This is a genomic window from Xanthobacter sp. BG11Y11_SDJG, from assembly GCF_057364445.1.
Genome location: NZ_JBNFNU010000043.1, coordinates 1 through 17,443, shown reverse-complemented (window position 1 = coordinate 17,443; position 17,443 = coordinate 1). Strand labels below are relative to the sequence as shown.

Annotated in this window: 14 protein-coding genes and 3 pseudogenes; 3 read left to right on the top strand and 14 right to left on the bottom strand. The window is 68.9% G+C overall.

Going from position 1 to position 17,443, the window contains the following annotated elements:
- The first annotated feature begins 40 nt into the window (after positions 1-40).
- Complete coding sequence (locus tag AC2W7M_RS06550; protein ID WP_486131050.1) at positions 41-334, top strand: hypothetical protein; 294 nt, start codon at positions 41-43, stop codon at positions 332-334.
- A complete protein-coding gene (locus AC2W7M_RS06545; protein ID WP_486131048.1) occupies positions 327-707 on the top strand; it encodes a YraN family protein in 381 nt (126 codons plus the stop codon). The genes AC2W7M_RS06550 and AC2W7M_RS06545 overlap by 8 nt, the downstream gene beginning before the upstream one ends.
- Before the next feature lie 35 nt (positions 708-742).
- Here AC2W7M_RS06545 and phoB read toward each other — a convergent pair.
- From phoB to ahcY, 12 genes and pseudogenes are all read right to left on the bottom strand, one after another.
- A pseudogene (gene phoB, locus AC2W7M_RS06540) lies at positions 743-1,443 on the bottom strand (phosphate regulon transcriptional regulator PhoB).
- Positions 1,444-1,547: 104 nt separating this feature from the next.
- Positions 1,548-2,276, bottom strand: coding sequence for a phosphate signaling complex protein PhoU (phoU, locus tag AC2W7M_RS06535; RefSeq protein WP_486131046.1), 729 nt, complete (start codon positions 2,274-2,276; stop codon positions 1,548-1,550).
- A gap of 17 nt (positions 2,277-2,293) precedes the next feature.
- Entirely contained in the window at positions 2,294-3,118 is an 825-nt protein-coding gene (gene pstB / locus AC2W7M_RS06530; RefSeq protein WP_486131044.1) for a phosphate ABC transporter ATP-binding protein PstB, read from the bottom strand.
- Between the two features lie 127 nt (positions 3,119-3,245).
- Complete coding sequence (gene pstA, locus AC2W7M_RS06525; RefSeq protein WP_486131042.1) at positions 3,246-4,079, bottom strand: phosphate ABC transporter permease PstA; 834 nt, start codon at positions 4,077-4,079, stop codon at positions 3,246-3,248.
- 14 nt (positions 4,080-4,093) lie between these two features.
- Positions 4,094-5,071 (bottom strand): phosphate ABC transporter permease subunit PstC, encoded by a 978-nt coding sequence (pstC, locus tag AC2W7M_RS06520; protein WP_486131040.1) that lies wholly within the window; start codon positions 5,069-5,071, stop codon positions 4,094-4,096.
- 237 nt (positions 5,072-5,308) lie between these two features.
- Positions 5,309-6,299 (bottom strand): annotated as a pseudogene (gene pstS, locus AC2W7M_RS06515) (phosphate ABC transporter substrate-binding protein PstS).
- A gap of 172 nt (positions 6,300-6,471) precedes the next feature.
- On the bottom strand, positions 6,472-7,797 hold the full coding sequence (locus AC2W7M_RS06510) for an ATP-binding protein (protein WP_486131038.1): 1,326 nt from the start codon (positions 7,795-7,797) through the stop codon (positions 6,472-6,474).
- Between the two features lie 276 nt (positions 7,798-8,073).
- A complete protein-coding gene (locus AC2W7M_RS06505; protein ID WP_486131036.1) occupies positions 8,074-8,646 on the bottom strand; it encodes a hypothetical protein in 573 nt (190 codons plus the stop codon).
- Between the two features lie 295 nt (positions 8,647-8,941).
- Positions 8,942-9,949, bottom strand: a complete 1,008-nt coding sequence (locus AC2W7M_RS06500) for a lysylphosphatidylglycerol synthase domain-containing protein (RefSeq protein ID WP_486131034.1) — start codon at positions 9,947-9,949, stop codon at positions 8,942-8,944.
- A 255-nt stretch (positions 9,950-10,204) separates the two neighbouring features.
- The gene (locus tag AC2W7M_RS06495; RefSeq protein WP_486131032.1) at positions 10,205-10,618 is read right to left on the bottom strand and encodes a KUP/HAK/KT family potassium transporter; all 414 of its coding nucleotides are present in this window, start codon (positions 10,616-10,618) and stop codon (positions 10,205-10,207) included.
- Complete coding sequence (locus tag AC2W7M_RS06490; RefSeq protein ID WP_486131030.1) at positions 10,615-12,087, bottom strand: KUP/HAK/KT family potassium transporter; 1,473 nt, start codon at positions 12,085-12,087, stop codon at positions 10,615-10,617. The genes AC2W7M_RS06495 and AC2W7M_RS06490 overlap by 4 nt, the downstream gene beginning before the upstream one ends.
- Before the next feature lie 503 nt (positions 12,088-12,590).
- On the bottom strand, positions 12,591-13,988 hold the full coding sequence (ahcY, locus tag AC2W7M_RS06485; RefSeq protein WP_486131028.1) for an adenosylhomocysteinase: 1,398 nt from the start codon (positions 13,986-13,988) through the stop codon (positions 12,591-12,593).
- A gap of 611 nt (positions 13,989-14,599) precedes the next feature.
- Here ahcY and AC2W7M_RS06480 point away from each other — a divergent pair.
- Entirely contained in the window at positions 14,600-15,187 is a 588-nt protein-coding gene (locus tag AC2W7M_RS06480) for a CarD family transcriptional regulator (protein ID WP_486131026.1), read from the top strand.
- 125 nt (positions 15,188-15,312) lie between these two features.
- Here AC2W7M_RS06480 and AC2W7M_RS06475 read toward each other — a convergent pair.
- Positions 15,313-16,046, bottom strand: a pseudogene (locus AC2W7M_RS06475) (glutaminyl-peptide cyclotransferase).
- Between the two features lie 167 nt (positions 16,047-16,213).
- Positions 16,214-17,392, bottom strand: coding sequence for a gamma-glutamyltransferase family protein (locus tag AC2W7M_RS06470; protein ID WP_486131024.1), 1,179 nt, complete (start codon positions 17,390-17,392; stop codon positions 16,214-16,216).
- Between the last annotated feature and the right edge of the window lie 51 nt (positions 17,393-17,443).

Here is a 17,443-nt window from a genome sequence, read left to right as displayed (position 1 = left end):
CGGCGGTGTGCCCGCGAGCTGACCAAGGCGTTTCGAGGAGGTGCGGCGCGGCGATCTCGACGCCCTCGCCGCTCATTATGCCGGCCGCGAGGCGCCCAAGGGCGAGATCGTTCTGGTGGTCGGCCCGCCGCGCGAGGCCGCGGCCGACGACGCGGCGGTGGACGCGGCGCTGCTGCGCGCTCTGACGCAAGGCTCGGTGAAGGATGCGGTGGCCGAAGTGGTAAGCCTCACCGGCCGCCCCAAGCGCGAGGTCTATGCCCGGGCGCTCGCTTTGTCGGAGGCGCGCTCGCGCGACGGCGCGGACGACGACCCCGCCGGGGACGGCGATGGCTGAGGCACCGCCCGGCACCGAGAAACGCCGCGCCGCCTTCCGCAGTGGCCTTGCGGCGGAAGATCGCGCGGCCGTCCTGCTGGAGGCGCGCGGCTTCGCGGTGCTGGGGCGGCGGTGCGCACCAAGCGGGGAGATCGACCTCGTGGCCCGGCTCGGCGACCTGCTGGTGTTCTGCGAGGTGAAGCTGCGCGCCGGGCTGGACGATGCCGCCTTCGCGGTGCTGCCGCGCCAGCGCCGGCGCATCGCCGCCGCCGCGGAAGCCTATCTCGCGGCTCATCCGGAATATGCGGGCCTCAACCTGCGCTTCGACGCGGTGCTGCTGGCGCGCTCCGGCGCCGCCGCGCATGTGCCGGGGGCGTTCGAGGCGGAGGCGTAACGCGTCTCGGCCGCCGGAGGCTGCGCGGCGCCGCCTCAGTGGGCGCGCGCGAACATCTCGTTGAAGGAATAGCCTGCGCCGCGCACGGTGCGGATGGGGTCGGACTGGCGTCCGCGGTTGATCGCCTTGCGCAGGCGGCCCACATGCACGTCCACCGTGCGCTCGTCGATATAGACGTCCTGGCCCCAGACGCCGTCGAGCAGTTGCTCGCGGGAGAACACCCGGCCGGGCTCTGCATCAGGAATTCCAGCAGCCGGAACTCGGTGGGGCCGAGATGGATCTCGCGGCCGGCGCGGTGCACGCGGTGGGTCTCGCGGTCCAATTCGATGTCGCCGGCGCGCAGCAGGGTGGCCACATGCTCGGGCTTGGCGCGGCGCAGCAAAGCGCGCACGCGCGCCAGCAGCTCGGGCACCGAGAACGGCTTCACGACATAATCGTCGGCGCCGGTGGCGAGGCCGCGCACCCGCTCGGTCTCCTCGCCGCGGGCGGTGAGCATGATGACCGGCAGGCGCTCGGTCTCCGGGCGGGTGCGAAGCCGCCGGCACAGTTCGATGCCGGAGAGGCCCGGCAGCATCCAGTCGAGGATGACCAGGTCCGGCACGCTCTCGCGCAGGCGGGTCTCCGCCTCGTCGCCGCGGCCGACGCTCTCGACGCCGTAGCCTTCCGACTCCAGGTTGTAGCGGAGCAGGAGGGTCAGGGGTTCCTCGTCCTCGACGATCAGGATACGCGCCGGCACGGGTCTCTCATTCAACTGTCATCGACATTCGCGGAGCCGGGGGCATCCGGCTCCGAACCGCCTAAGCGATGCGCGCGAGGGCCAGCGCCCCGGCGCGCCCGCCTTCAGCCCTGGACGGTGCGGCCCGGGAAGGCCACCGTGGTCTCGCTGGAGGCGTCCGCCTTGGGGCGGCTCTCCGGCAGATTCTGGCCGCTGACCATATAATAGACGATCTCCGCGATGTTGGTCGCGTGGTCGCCGATGCGCTCGATGTTCTTGGCGCAGAACAGCAGATGCGTGCACACCGAGATGTTGCGCGGATCTTCCATCATATAGGTGAGAAGCTCGCGGAACAGCGACGTGTACATGGTGTCGATGGCGCCGTCGCGGCCCCACACTTCCACCGCCTTGGCCTCGTTGTGGCCGGCATAGGCGTCGAGCACCTCCTTGAGCTGCTCCAGCACCAGATCGGAGATGTGCTCCACGCCGCGCACCAGCTTCTGCGGGTGATACTCGCCCTCGATGGCGATCACGCGCTTGGCGACGTTCTTGGCGAGGTCGCCGATGCGCTCCAGGTCGTTGGCGATGCGGATCGAGGACACCACCTCGCGCAGGTCGCCGGCCACCGGCTGGCGCTTGGCGATGACGAGGATGGCCTTCTCCTCGATCTCGCGCTGCATCTGGTCGCAGGTGGCGTCCAGCAGCACCACGCGCTGCGCCAAAGCGGCGTCGCGGCGGATCAGGGAGGTGACGGCGTCGGCCACCAGGCGCTCGGCCTGGCCGCCCATCTCGACCACCTTGCGGCCCAGCTCCTTGAGCTCGGCGTCGAAGGAAGAAACGGTATGCTCGGGCATCTCGATGTTCCTTGCGATCAGCCGAAGCGGCCGGTGATGTAGTCGCGGGTCTTGATTTCCTTCGGATTGGTGAAGATCACGTCCGAAGGCGCCACCTCGATCAGCTCGCCGAGATAGAAGAAGGCGGTGATATCCGCGCAGCGGGCCGCCTGCTGCATGTTGTGGGTCACGATGACGATGGTGAACTCGCGCTTCAGCTCGTCGATCAGGTCCTCGATCTTCGAGGTGGAGATCGGGTCCAGCGCCGAGGTCGGCTCGTCGAGCAGGATGACCTCCGGCTTCACCGCGATGGTGCGGGCGATGCACAGGCGCTGCTGCTGGCCGCCGGACATGCCGAGCGCCGAGGTGTGCAGGCGGTCCTTGGTCTCGTCCCAGATGGCGGCCTTGCGCAGGCACCATTCCACGCGCTCGTCCATCTGCGCCTTCGAGAGCTTCTCGTGCAGCTTCACGCCGAAGGCGATGTTGTCATAGATGGTCATGGGGAACGGGGTGGGCTTCTGGAACACCATGCCGATGCGGGTGCGCACGATGGTGGCGTCCAGCTCCTTGCCGACGATGTTCACGCCGTCGAACGACACCATCCCGTCGGCCCGCTGGCCGGGATAGAGGTCGTACATGCGGTTGAACACGCGCAGCAGCGTGGACTTGCCGCAGCCCGACGGGCCGATCATGGCGGTCACGCGCTTCTCGGGAATGTCGAAGTTGATGCTCTTTAGGGCGTGGTTCTGCCCATAGTAGAAGTTGAGGTTCTGCACCTTGATCTTGGCGGGCGCCTGCGGGGCGTCGGGCTTGGCGGCGACGGCCGAGGCGAGATTGAAGGTGGGATCGACGGCAGAGTTCATCTGAGCCTCACTTGGATCCTGGTGCGTCCGGCCGTGTCCCGGCCGCGAAGGGTTCCGTGTCTGGTCTGGGCGGGCCGGCGCCGCTCAAAGGGCGCCGGTCCGTGGTGCCGGGCGGGCGGCTGCCCGCTTATTTGGTGCGCGCCAGGAACAGGCGGGCGAGAATGTTGAGCACCAGCACGCCCACCGTGATGATGAGCGCACCCGCCCAGGCGAGCGCCACCCAGTCGTCGAACGGGCTGCCGGCATACTGGTAGATGGCGATCGGCAAGCTGGCCATGGGCTTGGAGAGGTCCAGCGACCAGGAATTGTTGCCGAGCGAGGTGAAGAGCAGCGGCGCGGTCTCGCCCGCCGCACGGGCGATGGCGAGCAGGATGCCGGTGACGATGCCGGCCTTGGCGGCGCGCCAGGTGATGAACATCACCACCTTCCACTGCGGCGCGCCGAGCGCGAAGGCGGCTTCGCGCAGGCCCACGGGGACAAGGTTCAGCATGTCCTCGGTGGTGCGCACCACCACGGGGATGACCAGGATCGCGAGCGCCAGCGCGCCGGCCCAGCCGGAGAAGCCGCCCAGCGGCACCACGATCAGGGTGTAGATGAACAGACCCACCAGGATGGAGGGCGCCGAGAGCAGGATGTCGTTCACGAAGCGCGCGGCGGCGCCGATCTTCGTGCCCTTGCCGTTCTCAGCCAGGAAGGTGCCCGCAAAGATGCCGATCGGGCCGCCGATCGCCATGGCGATGGCGATCTGGATCAGCGAGCCGACGATGGCATTGGCGAGGCCGCCATTCTGGCCGGGCGGCGAGGTCACGTTGGTGAACACGCTGAGGCTCAAGGCGGGAAGCCCGCGGGAAAGCAGGGTCCACAGGATCCAGGCGAGCAGGAAGATGGCGAGCACCGCGAATACGGTGGAGATCGCCTTGATGGTGGTGTCCTTGGCGCGGCGCGCGGCGAGAGAGGCCATGGTGCTTGCTCCCCTCAGTCGAGCCGCGAGCGCACGAGCGCACGGGACAGGGCCAGGACGATGAACGAGATGACGAACAGGATGAAGCCGAGCTGCAGCAGCGAGGTCAGCTTCAGCGAGCCGATCGGCGCCTCAGGGAACTCGTTGGCAATGGTGGAGGCGATGGTGGCGCCCGGAGCGAACAGCGAGGCGGACAGGCGCGTGGCGTTGCCGATCACGAAGGTGACGGCCATGGTCTCGCCCAGCGCGCGGCCGAGGCCGAGCATGATGGCGCCCACCATGGCGGTGCGGCCGTAGGGGATGGAAACGTTCTTGTAGACCTCGTAGGTGGTGCCGCCGACGCCGTAGGCGGATTCCTTCAGCATGGGCGGGACCGATTCCAGGGTCTCGACGAACATGGCGGTGATGAAGGGCAGGATCATCACGGCGAGGATCAGGCCGGCGGTGAGCATGCCGGAGCCCAGCGGCGGGCCGGAGAACAGCAGTCCGAGCACCGGCAGCTGGCCGAGCGTCTCGATCAGCGGCGGCTGCACATAGGCCGCCATCAGCGGGACGATGATGAAGAAGCCCCACATGCCGTAGATGATGGAGGGCACGGCGGCGAGCAGCTGAACCGCGACGCCGATCGGCCGCTTGAAGGCCTCCGGGCAGATCTCGGTCAGGAAGAAGGCGATGCCGAACGACAGGGGCAGCGCCACCACGACCGCGATCACGGCGCTGAACAGCGTGCCGTAGATCATGACCAGGGCGCCGTAATTCTCGGTCACCGGGTTCCAGTTGGCGGTCCAGATGAAGTCGAGCCCGAAATGCTGCAGCGCCGGCAGCCCGCCGAGGAACAGCTGGGCGATGATCAGGCCGAGCAGGATGAGGACGAAGATGCCGCTCGCCCACAAGAGGGCAACGAAGATCGGGTCGGAGACCGCGCCGGTCGCCTTGGCCTTGGTGATCGGCTCGATCTGGCCGGCCCCCCTGGAGTCCATCGTCGCGTCCATTCGGATGCCTTTCCCCCGCGCGCCGCGCCTGGCGGCTCAAGTGGCCCGGTCGGCGGCCCCTTTGGCCAACCGTCGCCGCTCCACGCCCCAAATCAATCGAAAGCGTCAATCAGATGCGTCAATCACGTGCGTCGACGAGCCACAGGCTGGCGCCCGGCCCGGTATTCTGCGTGCTCCGGCCAAGCCGGAGATGGCGGGCGCCCCGCCCCAGGGGGCGAGGCGCCGCAACCTGCCCGGTCAGAGGACCGGCTTGCCCTCGGGGGTCTTGATCTCGGCCTTGAAGGCCTCCTCGACCTGCTTCACCACGTCCGCCGGCAGCGGGATGTAGTGCAGCTTCTCGGCGATCTCGGCGCCTTCCTTGGTGTAGGCCCACATGAAGAACTTCATGGTCTCGCGCGAGGCCTCGATGTTCTTCGGGTCCTTCGGCAGAAGGACGTAGGTGGGGGACACGATCGGCCAGGCGTTCTCGGCCGGGGCGTTGATCATGGAGGCGGCGAAGTCCTTGGCGCCCTTCCAGTCGGCGGAGGCGGCGGCGGCCTGGAAGCCGGCGACCTCGGGGGCCACGAACTTGCCGGCCTTGTTCTGGAGCTGCGTCACCACCAGGTTGTTGGCGGAGGCGTAGATGTACTCGACGTAGCCGATGCCGCCCTTGGTGTTCTTGACGGTGCCGGTGACGCCCTCATTGCCCTTGCGCCGGCGCCGACGGGCCACTGGACCGAGGTGGCGGAGCCGACCTTGGACTTCCAGTCCGCGCTCACCTCGTTGAGGTAGCCGGTGAAGATGGCGGTGGTGCCCGACGAGTCCGAGCGGTACACCGGCACGATCGCCTGCGACGGCAGCTTGATGTCGGGGTTCAGCTTGGTGATCGCGGCGTCGTCCCACTTGGTGATCTTGCCGAGATAGATGTCGGCGAGGATCGGGCCGGTGAGCTTCAGCTTCTTGGTCTCGACGCCGTCGAGGTTCACGGTGGCAACCACCGAGCCGATCACGGTGGGGAACTGGAGCAGCTTGTTGGCGGCGAGCTTCTCGCTCGGCATCACGGCGTCGGAGGCGCCAAAGTCCACGGTGCGGTTGATGATCTGGTTCTGGCCGCCGCCGGAGCCGATGGACTGGTAGTTCAGGGCGTTGCCGGTCTTCTCCTTATACTTCGCACCCCAGGACTGGTAGACCGGGGCGGGGAAGGAGGCGCCGGCGCGTTGAAGTCGACGGCCTGGGCGGAGCCGGCCATGAGGGTGGCCACGGCGATCACGCCGAGAGCGGTTGTGAGCTTCACGATATCTCTCCTTGCCAATTTCGTAGCGCCCCTGCGACCCGGTGGCCGCGACGCAACATTGGGCTGGGGAGTTTTAATCCCCGCGCGCCAAGGTTCTATGACGCGTCAGTGACATCGGGATGACATCTCAACCCACTGGCGAAACGTCACTTTTTTCCTTCTCCGGCAAAGCGTCCAGGCGTACCGCAAAAACCGAGCCCTCGCCGGGCACGCTGTCGATGGACAGGCGGCCGCGGTGCCGCACCACGATATGCTTGACAATGGCGAGGCCGAGACCGGTCCCGCCCTGCTCCCGGCTGGCCGCCACGTCCACCCGGTAGAAGCGCTCGGTGAGGCGCGGCAGGTCCTCGGCGGGGATGCCGGGGCCGTAGTCGCGCACCGCCACCACGGCGGAGGGCGCGCCCGGCGGCCCTTCCAGGGCGACGCTCACCGTTACCTTCTTGCCGTCGGCGCCGTATTTGAGCGCGTTCTCCACCAGGTTCTCGAACAGGCGGATCAGCTCGTCGCGGTCGCCGCGCACGCTCACCGGCGCCTCCTGCACCAGCTCGATGGCGACGCCGCGGTCCTTCGCCAGCGGCGAGAGCGTGTCGCGCACATGGGCGAGGATGGCGCCCAGCTCCACCGGCGTCTCCGGCCGCACATGGGCGTTCAGCTCGATGCGCGAGAGCGAGAGCAGGTCGTCGATCAGCCGCGACATGCGCCGCGCCTGCGCCGCCATGATGGCGAGGAAGCGCTCGCGCGCCGGCGGGTCGTTGCGCGCCGGGCCCTGGAGCGTCTCGATGAAGCCGGAGAGCGAGGCCAGCGGCGTGCGCAGTTCGTGGCTGGCATTGGCGACGAAGTCGGCGCGCATCTGCTCCACCCGGCGCTGCTGGGTGAGGTCGCGGAAGGTGAGCAGCACCGCATCCGGCCCGCCCCGCGCCTCGGCGGAGGGCTCGAGGTGCAGCGGCACCACATGGGCCTCCAGCCAGCGGTCGAGCGGCACGCGCTCGGCGAACTCCACCCGGCGCGGCAGGCCGTCCTTGGCGGCGGCGCGCACGGCGTCCAGCACCTCCGGCACCCGCACCAAAAAGGACAGGGGGTCGCCCACCCGCACCGGGCCGATGGCGAGGGCGACGCGCGCATTGGCGGTGACGATCTCGCCTTCCGGCGTCAGCAGCAGCGCCGGCTCCGGCAGCGCCGCGACCAGCGCCTCCACGCGCCGGTCGCGGATCGGTGGCAGTTCGGGCGGAAGCAGAGGCTCGAAACCGGCGGGCTCGGGGGCCGGCGGCGCGGCCGGCGCGAGCACCGCCAGCGCCACCAGCACCGCGCCCATGGCGAGCGCGAGCACCGGGTCCATCAGCTGAAAAAAGCCGATCCCCCCCACCGCGCACAGGAGCGCCAGGGCGAACAGGCCGATGGCGAGCGCGCGCGCCCCCGCCGCCGCCGGCCGCCTCCACCGCCTGAGAAGGGACAAAAAGCCACTTCATCGTCCTATCTGCTCCCGCCGGCCCGGTTTGCGCCGGGCCGCCGCAGCCCCGTCCCCGGGGCGCGAATCACCGCGCAGGCCCTTGACTTTCCATGCTGGCGCGCCTTGGCGAAGCCATTACGACAAAGCCGGCGCTCCGCCAAACCCGCACCGTGGCGCGCACCCTGGCGCGCACCGCCTGCGCGCCTCACCCCACCGTACGCCGGCCCCGCATGCTGGGATCGCAGTATCGCAAGCAGGAAACGGGATGTGATCTGGGACCGGTCAGCGAAGGGATGATCCGGCGCCGGCATCTGCTATGAACGACCCGATCCCAGGAAGAGGACCCATGCTCGTGCCCGCGTCCGTTTCGACCGCCTCCGTCCTGCCGGCCCGCGGCGTCGCGGCGCTCGCCGGTGCCGTGCTTTCGGCCACCGTTTGGTGCAGCCCGTCGCTGGCGGACCCGCTGCCCATGCCCAGCGCCGACTTCGCGCTCACCGCCTCCCTGGCGCGCGGCGGCACGCTCAAGCTCGCCCACAGCCAGTCGCGCATGCGGGTGGAGATGAGCAAGCCCAACCTGCCGACGCCGGTCCTCGGGCTGATCGATCTCAACGCCCGCAAGATGCTGATGATGCTGCCCAACGTCCCGAACATGGCGATGGAGATCGACATCCCCAAGGAATATTCCTTGGGCGCGCTCGCCGGCAGCGGCACCAAGGTCGGCTCGTCGCAGGCCCTGGGTGAGCCGTGCGACGTGTGGCAGGTGGAGTCCCAGACCAACCTCGCGAGCGCCAGCACCTTCGCCTGCATCACCGCCGACGGCATCGCCCTGCGCACCGAGGTGGAGATCGACGGCAAGAGGTCGACCCTCTACGAGGTCACCGAACTCACCCGCGCCCCCCAGGACCCGAGCCAGTTCGCGCTGCCCGCCGGCGCCCAGGTGGTGAAGGTGCCCAAGGGCAAGCTCGGCAACGCGCTCGGCCTGCCCGGCCTCGGCGGCGGCATCACCCTGCCCCGCTCGACCGGACCGCCGGCGCGCGGCTTCAGTCGTACAGCTCCGCACGGCTATTTGGCGGCGGCGCGGCCTTGGCCGGCTCGGACGCGGGCGGGGGGTCACGCACCGGCGGCACGGCGGGAGCGGGCGGCACCGCATCTACCCCGCCGCCGGACCTTCCGCCAAGGCGGGCGCGCCCACGCCGCGCAGGGTCAGTTCGCGGATGCCGAGCAGCGTCAGCGAGAGCGCGAACGGCACGATGTAGTAGAACAGCCGGAAGATCAGCAGCGCGCCCACCAGTTCGCCCTTGTCGAACTGCGGCAGCGCCACCAGCAGCGCCGCGTCGAACACGCCGAGCCCGCCCGGCGCATGGCTGGCGAAACCGAGCAGCGTGGCGGTGACGAAGATCACGGCCAGCGAGACCGGATCGATATAGGGCGTCGACGGCATCAGCATGTACATGGCCGCCGCGCACAGCGACAGATCGAGGATGCCGATGCCGATCTGCACCAAAGTGGAGCGGCCCTTGGGCAGCGTCACGAACCAGGACGAGCGGCCGATGGTGCGCGGCTTCGCGGAGACCCAGGCCACATAGGCCACGAGCCCGCACAGAGCGGCGATGCCAATGGCGCGGTTGATCGCCGGCGGCAGCCGGTCGACCGCCGTCGCCGCCTCGGGATGCAGCGTGATGCCGAGCCCGAGCACGGCGATGTTGCCGAGCCAGAAGGTGAGGCCGGCGACGAAGCAGATCTTCGCCACATCGATGGCACCGAGCCCCCAGGCGGAATAGATGCGGTAGCGCACCGAGCCGCCGGTGAAGACCGTGAAGCCCACATTGTGGCCGATGGAGTAGGAGCAGAAGCCCGACAGCGCAGCGATGCGGTAGGGCACATGGTCCTTGCCGATGGTGCGCAGGGCGAACCAGTCGTAGAAGGTCAGCGTCACATAGGCGCCGGCGACCAGGAAGAAAGCGGCGACCACGTGCGCCGGGTTCTTCTCCCTCAGCGCGTCGGTGACGTCCGAAAACTTCAAATCGTGCAGCATGTTGTACAGCACGACGGCGGCGAAGGCGATGACCGCCAGGCTGGCGATGAAGCCGAGGCCGTGCAGGCCGACGCGATCACGCAGGAAGGCCCACGCCTTCGCAACTCCCTCTTTCAGTCCCATGCGCCACCGTTCCCCCCGCAGAGTGCGCCCCCTCCCGCCCCGGGCCGCCGCAACGGCCCCGGCATCCGCGGATCGCCCTCGAACCCCACTGTTTGGGACGCCCCCCGTCCAAGGAGGGTGCGTCCTTTGCCGCCCCCGGCCCAACGTCACCTGAACACGCTTTTCGCACCAGGTGAAAGCTTTTCCTTGTTCCAATGCCGGCATGGGCGCGACTTCCGGCGGCGCGCGCCGGCCCGGCCAGGTCCGCGGGCGGTGCTAGAGCTTGACCGGATAGCCGACTTCCACTGTGCGGGCGCGCGGCAGGCCGAAGCGGTCCACCGACCGCTCGGCATTGCGCGCGAGGAAACCGAAGGCGTGGGCCAGCACGTCCTTCGGCCGCGTCACCTCATCCGGCGGGATGATGCGCTCGTGTCCGATCACGTACACCGCCGCCTCCGGATCGATGCCGCGTGCGCTGAGCGCCGGGCCGAGCACCGAGGGGACGTCGATCTGCTGCATGTAGCCGAAGCGCAGGTCCACCCGCACGAAGCCCGCCTCCAGGGTCGTGACCTTGACGCGGTCCTCCACCGACACGCGCGGGCGCGAGGCGATCCAAACCGAGACGATCACCGAGGTCTCGAAGCGGATCTTGAGCAGTTCCGAGAGCCGCGAGAGCGCCACCGGCGTCATGGCGCCGCGCGCGAGAGGAAGATGGCGGTGCGCGGGCTCTGCGCATCGCCGGAGCGGTCCTTGCGGGAGACGAAGCTGTCCAGCGGCTCGGTGAAGCGCACCTGCTGCGCCACCACGCCCTCCAGGCCGCGCCGCCAGCTCACCATGACGAAGATGATGACGCCGGCGATGGAGAGCGGCAGCCAGCCGCCGTCGTGGATCTTCGTCATGTTGGCGGCGGCGAATGACAGGTCCACCGCCAGCATGGCGATGGCCATGCCCCAGACCGCCGGCTCGGGCCAGTTCCAGGCGCGGTGCACCTGGGCGATGAACAGGATCGTGGTCGTCACCATGGCGAAGGCGACGGCGATGCCGTAGGCCGAGGCGAGCCGCTCGGAGGCCTCGAAGCCGAGCACCACGGCGATGCAGGCGATCATCAGCAGCCAGTTGAGGCGGCCCACATAGATGTGCTGCTCGTTGTGCTCGGAGGTGTAGCGGATGCGCATGGGCGGCAGGTAGCCGAGCTCGATCGCCTGCTTCGCCAGCGAGAACACGCCGGTGATGATGGCCTGCGAGGCGATCACCGTTGCGGCGGTGGCGAGCAGCAGCAGCGGCACGTCGAACCAGTCGGGCGAGAGATCGTAGAACGGGTTGCGGGCGGCGTTGGGGTCCACCAGCAGGATCGCGCCCTGCCCGTAATAGTTGAGCAGCAGCGCCGGCATGGCCACCGCGAGCCAGGCCCGCGCGATGACCTTGCGGCCGAAATGGCCGAGATCGGCATAGAGCGCCTCGCCGCCGGTGATGGCGAGGAAGCAGGCGCCGAGGATCACGCCCGCGAGCCCCGGATGGTCGAGCATGAGCACGACGCCGTGGCGCGGGTCGAGACCCGCCAGCACCTGCGGCGCCTGGACGATGCCGTGGAGGCCGAGCGCCGCCAGCGAGCCAAACCAGGCCAGCATGATCGGCCCGAAGAAGGAGGCGATGCGCTCGGTGCCGAGCCGCTGGGAGAAGAACACCGCGGCGAGCACGATCACCGTCAGCGCCACCACCCAGTGGTCCAAGGCCGGCTCGATGACCTGCAGGCCCTCGATGGCCGAGAGCACGGAGATGGCGGGGGTCAGGACGCCGTCGCCGATCAGCATGGCGGCACCGAGCAGGCCCGCCGCCAGCAGATATTTGCGGCGGCCGATGGCCGAGCGGTGCAGATCGAGCAGGGTGACGAGGGCCAGGATGCCGCCTTCGCCGTCATTGTCGGCGCGCAGCACCAGCATCACGTATTTCACCGTGACGGAGAGGATGATGCTCCAGGTGATGAGCGAGAGCAGGCCGAGCACATCGGAGGCGAGGAAATTGGTGCCGCCCACCGCCAGCACGCCCTGCTTGAGCGCGTAGAGGGGGCTGGTGCCGATATCGCCGAACACGACGCCGAGGGCGCCGATCTCGGCCGCGAAGGGCACGGCACGCGTGCGATCCCGGAGGCTGGCGAGCATGGCGCGGCCTTCAGCGCGCCGGACGGGCGCGGCGCCGGAGGCCCGGCGGAACGGCGCGGATGGGGCAATGCCACCGGCAACGGTCCGCACGCCGGGCGTCCCGGGACCTTCGCTCCGAACTTGCCAAGGCAGCCCCCGCAGCACATTCCCCAGCGTCACCACGCCAGGACCGCTAACACCTAGCCCCGATCGCCGGGGAAGACAATGCGCCCGATGGGTGCCGGGCCCCGCGCCGCGTCGCTCCTGTCCCCGCCGTCGCCCCGGCCGCCGTCAGCTCCCTTCACCACCGTCATCCCCCGTATTGTCCGGGGGATTCACCCGGCGACCGGGCTGGCGCTTCAGTCTTCGGACGCCCGCAGACGGCAAAGTGGATGTCCCGGACAAGCCGGGGGATGACGGCGTTTGGTGGGATGCGGTGCCCTGGCCGCCACCGCGCGCTGCGCCCCAAACGAAAGAGGGCCGGCCCAGCGGCCGGCCTCGCGCGTTCCCCCGCTCGGAACGGATCAGTAGCGGTAGTGCTCGGGCTTGAACGGGCCCTTCTGGTCGACGCCGATATAGGCCGACTGCTGGTCCGAGAGCTTGGTTAGCTTCACGCCGATCTTGTCGAGGTGCAGCGCCGCCACCTTCTCGTCGAGGGTCTTCGGCAGGGTGTAGACCTTCTTGTCGTACTGGCCCGGCTTGGTGAACAGCTCGATCTGCGCCAGCGTCTGGTTGGTGAACGACGCCGACATCACGAAGCTCGGATGGCCGGTGGCGTTGCCGAGATTCACGAGGCGGCCTTCCGAGAGCAGGATGATGCGCTTGCCGTCGGGGAACTCCACCTCGTCCACCTGCGGCTTCACATTGTGCCACTTGAAGTTCTTCAGCGCGGCGACCTGGATCTCGCTGTCGAAGTGGCCGATGTTGCAGACGATGGCGCGGTCCTTCATGGCGCGCATGTGGTCGACGGTGATGACGTCGAGGTTGCCGGTGGCGGTCACGAAGATGTCAGCGCGCGGCGCCGCATCCTCCATGGTCGTCACCTCATAGCCTTCCATCGCCGCCTGGAGCGCGCAGATGGGATCGACCTCCGACACCATCACCCGGCAGCCGGCATTGCGCAGCGAGGCGGCCGAGCCCTTGCCCACGTCGCCGAAGCCGGCGACCATGGCCACCTTGCCGGCCATCATCACGTCCGTGCCGCGGCGGATGCCGTCCACCAGCGATTCCCGGCAGCCGTAGAGATTGTCGAACTTCGACTTGGTGACGCTGTCATTCACGTTGATGGCGGGCCACAGGAGCGTGCCCTTCTTCTGCATCTCGTAGAGGCGATGCACGCCCGTGGTGGTCTCTTCCGTCACGCCCTGGATCGACTTGGCGAGCATGGAATACCAGCCGGGCTTGTGCTTCAGCCGGCGCTTGATGGCGGCGAAGAGGACTTCCTCCTCCTCATTGGTGGCGCCGTCGAGGAAGGCGGTGTCGCCCTCCTCCGCGCGCTTGCCGAGATGGACCAGGAGGGTGGCGTCGCCGCCGTCGTCCAGGATCATGTTCGGGGCGCCGCCGTCAGCCCATTCGAAGATGCGGTGGGTGTATTCCCAGTATTCCTCCAGGGTCTCGCCCTTCACGGCGAACACCGGGGTGCCGGCGGCGGCGATGGCGGCGGCGGCATGGTCCTGGGTCGAATAGATGTTGCACGAGGCCCAGCGCACGTCGGCGCCGAGCGCCTTGAGCGTCTCGATCAGCACGCCGGTCTGGATCGTCATGTGCAGCGAGCCGGCGATGCGGGCGCCCTTGAGCGGCTGGCTCGGCCCGTATTCGGCGCGGGTGGCCATGAGGCCGGGCATCTCGATCTCGGCGATGTCCAGTTCCTTGCGGCCCCAATCGGCGAGGTTGATGTCTTTGACCACGTAATCGTTGCTCATGGATCCTCTCCGCTGGGACGGCCGGATGGGCCCGGGCAGGCGCCCGATGGGCGCTTCCGGACGGCCGGGGCCGCGTCGTGCGCCGGGCCGCCATGCGTCCCGGGCGGGGCAGGCTCTAGCATGGACGCGGGCCAATCGCAATCACGATATAAGGACATCCTTATATCTCATCCTCGCCCTGCGCGAAAGCGCCGCGGGCGGCGCGTCGGCCGTGGGCGCCGAACCCGGCACCGAGCCCCGAACGGGCAGGCTCTGCCGCAGCGGAAGTTGTCGGCCGGTAAGGTTTACAGCCGGCGTGCTTTGATTCTGGTGAAAATTGTGATATATGAACCTTTACAGTCGATTGCTTCCACCTCAGCCGTATCGTGCCCGCCAGTGGCGCATTCTCGGGAACAAAGGGGCGAGAATTTGCGTGCCCGCCGGTAATACCGGCTCGGCAGGACGGCTTTCCGTCGCCATCGACTGGATCATGGGATCGGCGGGCGTTCCGGCCGCGATCCTAGTCCGCAGCGCAAGGCGCGCCTCGCCCCGGTGACCGGACCGGGCGATCGCCGCGCCAACAGGTTCGGCCCGGATTTCGATCTTCGGGCCGGATCAGGAGTGCACAGAGCATGTCGACGAAGAAGAGCGCGCAGGCCCGTCTCGGTTTCAAGACGGGCGAGCATATCGTTTACCCGTCGCACGGCGTGGGCCGCATCACGGCCATCGAGGAACAGGAAGTCGCCGGTTTCAAGCTCGAGCTTTTCGTGATCTCGTTTGAAAAGGACAAGATGACGCTCCGCGTTCCCCTGTCCAAGATCGCCACCGTCGGCATGCGCAAGCTTTCCGAGACCAACATCGTCGAGAAGTCGCTGGAAACCCTGCAGGGCCGCGCCCGCATCAAGCGCACCATGTGGAGCCGCCGCGCGCAGGAATACGAAGCGAAGATCAATTCCGGCGACCTCGTCGCCATCTCCGAGGTGGTGCGCGATCTCTACCGCTCCGACGCCCAGCCCGAGCAGTCCTACTCCGAGCGCCAGCTCTACGAGGCCGCGCTCGACCGCATGGCGCGCGAGTTGTCGGCGGTGCAGAACATCACCGAGACCGAGGCGGTGAAGCTGATCGAGCAGAACCTGCTCAAGGGCCCGCGCCGCGGCCCCGCCAAGGTGGCCGACGAGGCCGACCTCGACGGCGACCTGGAGGCGGAGGAGGCGGCCTGACCGCCCTCCCCCCAGCGGACCATCCCCTTGTCGAGGCCCGGCCCAGCGCCGGGGCCTTCGCTTTTCGGGGCCGCCGCGGGACGGGAGGCCCCGCTTCCCCCTCCGCACAGCCGGCGCCCGCTCGCTCACCCCGCCCGCGGCACCAAGGCGATCTCCCACACATGCGGCCAGCACTTGCCGGTGACGAGCAGGTTTCCGGTCGCATCATCGAAGGCGATGCCGTTGAGAACGTAGGGGTATTTCAGGGTCTTCGGGTCCGGGTTGAGCCCCGTCAGGTCGATCCAGCCGGACAGCCGGCCGCCGCCGGATCGATGATGGCGATATAGGGCGTCTGCCAGACATTGGCGTAGAGCCGGCCGCGCGCGAACTCCAGCTCGTTGAGGAACCCCACGGGCGCCACCGCGTCGGCGACAAAGAAGCGGTGCAAGCGCTTGAAGGTCTTCGGGTCCCGATACTCGATCATCGACGAGCCGTTGCTCATGATGAGATGGGTGCCGTCATGGGTCAGGCCCCAGCCCTGGGTGCCGTAGTCCAGCTGCTCGAGCCGCTTGAAGGTCGCCTGGTCGTAGATGAAGGCGCGGTTGTCGAGATAGGTGAGCTGGTAGATGCGCCCGTCCAGCACCGTGACACCCTCGCCGAAATAGTTCGGATCAAGGTCCAGGCGCCGCAGCACGCGGCCGCTCTCCAGGTCCCATTCCAGCAGGCGCGAGCGGCCGTAGAGGCCGGTGCCCTCGACGATCGCGCCGCCCACCTTCACCAGCCCCTCGGTATAGGAGGAGGGGTCGTGCGGATGGGTCTTCACCACCTTGTAGCGGAAGACCGGAACGGCGCTCTGGTTCAGCACCCGGTCCGGCGTCATCTGCACCGCGCCTCCGGTGGGCGTTTGCGGCGCGCCGGAGGCGGCGCGGGGCAGCAGGCCCGTGGCCCCGAGCAGCAGCCCGGCGGCACCGGTCATAAGGCTTCGACGTCGGATCACCGCCGCGCTCCCTCCCGCCGGCCCTCTCCGGCCGGCGCACTTCCAGCACGCTACACTCCGGCCGCACCGCCGTCGGCACGGGGATCGTGGGCGCCTTCGAGATGGCCGTCCTTATGGATGATCACCGCGCCGGCATGACCCATTGTGTCCGAGAATGCCTCGGCGAGCACCTCCAGATCGTGGCCGGCGCGCCGCAGGCGGTCCACCAGCTCCGGGTCGAACCGGTTCTCCAGCCGCAGATTGGTGACCGAGCTGCCCCAGGTGCGGCCCAGCAGCCAGCGCGGCCGGGCGATGGCCTCGCCCAGCGGCACGCCGAACAAAGCGTGGCGCGAGAACACCGCCGCCTGCGTCTGCGGCTGGCCTTCACCGCCCATGGTGCCGTAGGCCATCACCCGCCCGTCGCCCAGCACCGCGAGCGCGGGGTTCAGCGTGTGGAACGGGCGGCGGCCGGGCACAAGCGGATTCAGCGCCTTGGGATCGAGCGAGAAGCTGGCGCCGCGGTTCTGCATCAAGACGCCGGTGGCCGGCAGGACGCAGCCGGAGCCGAACTCGAAGAAGATGGACTGGATGTAGGACACGGCGAGGCCGCTCTTGTCGGCGGCGCCGAGCCAGATGGTGTCGCCCTTCTGCGCCGGCCGCGGCCAGGGCAGCGCCTGCCGCGCGTCGATGGCGCCTGCCTCCTGGTCGAGCCGCGCGTCGGCGAGGAGGGCGGCAAGGTCCTCCGGCACATGATCGAAGTCGCACACCACCTTGTCGCGGATCATGAAGGCCCGCTTGGTGGACTCGATGAGGCCATGCAGGTGCTCGAAGCCCTCGGCCCGATTCACTCCGAGCCGGGAGAACAGCGCCAGGATCAGCAGCGAGGCGATCCCTTGCGTGGGCGGCGGCGCGTTGTAGACCGTGGCGGCGCCCACCTTCACCTTCAGCGGTGCGCGCTCGATGGCGCCATAGGCGGCAAGGTCCGCGCGCCGGAGCGGGCTGCCGATCTGTTCGAGGTCCGCCGCCAGCTCGCGCGAGATGTCGCCCTCGTAGAAATCGCGCAGGCCGGCGCGGCCGAGATGGTCCAGCGTGTCGGCCAGCCGCGGCTGGCGCTGGAGCGCGCCGGCCTCGGGCACCTTGCCGTCCGGCAGGAACGCGGCCGCGAAGCCCGGCACGGTCTCCAGCTCCGCCTTCTTCTCGGCGGAGAGGCGCGCCTGCGATGCCGACACGGCAACGCCCTCGCGGGGCATGGTGGACCGCCCGCTCCAGCAGCCGCGGCAGGCTCATGCGGCCGCCATGGG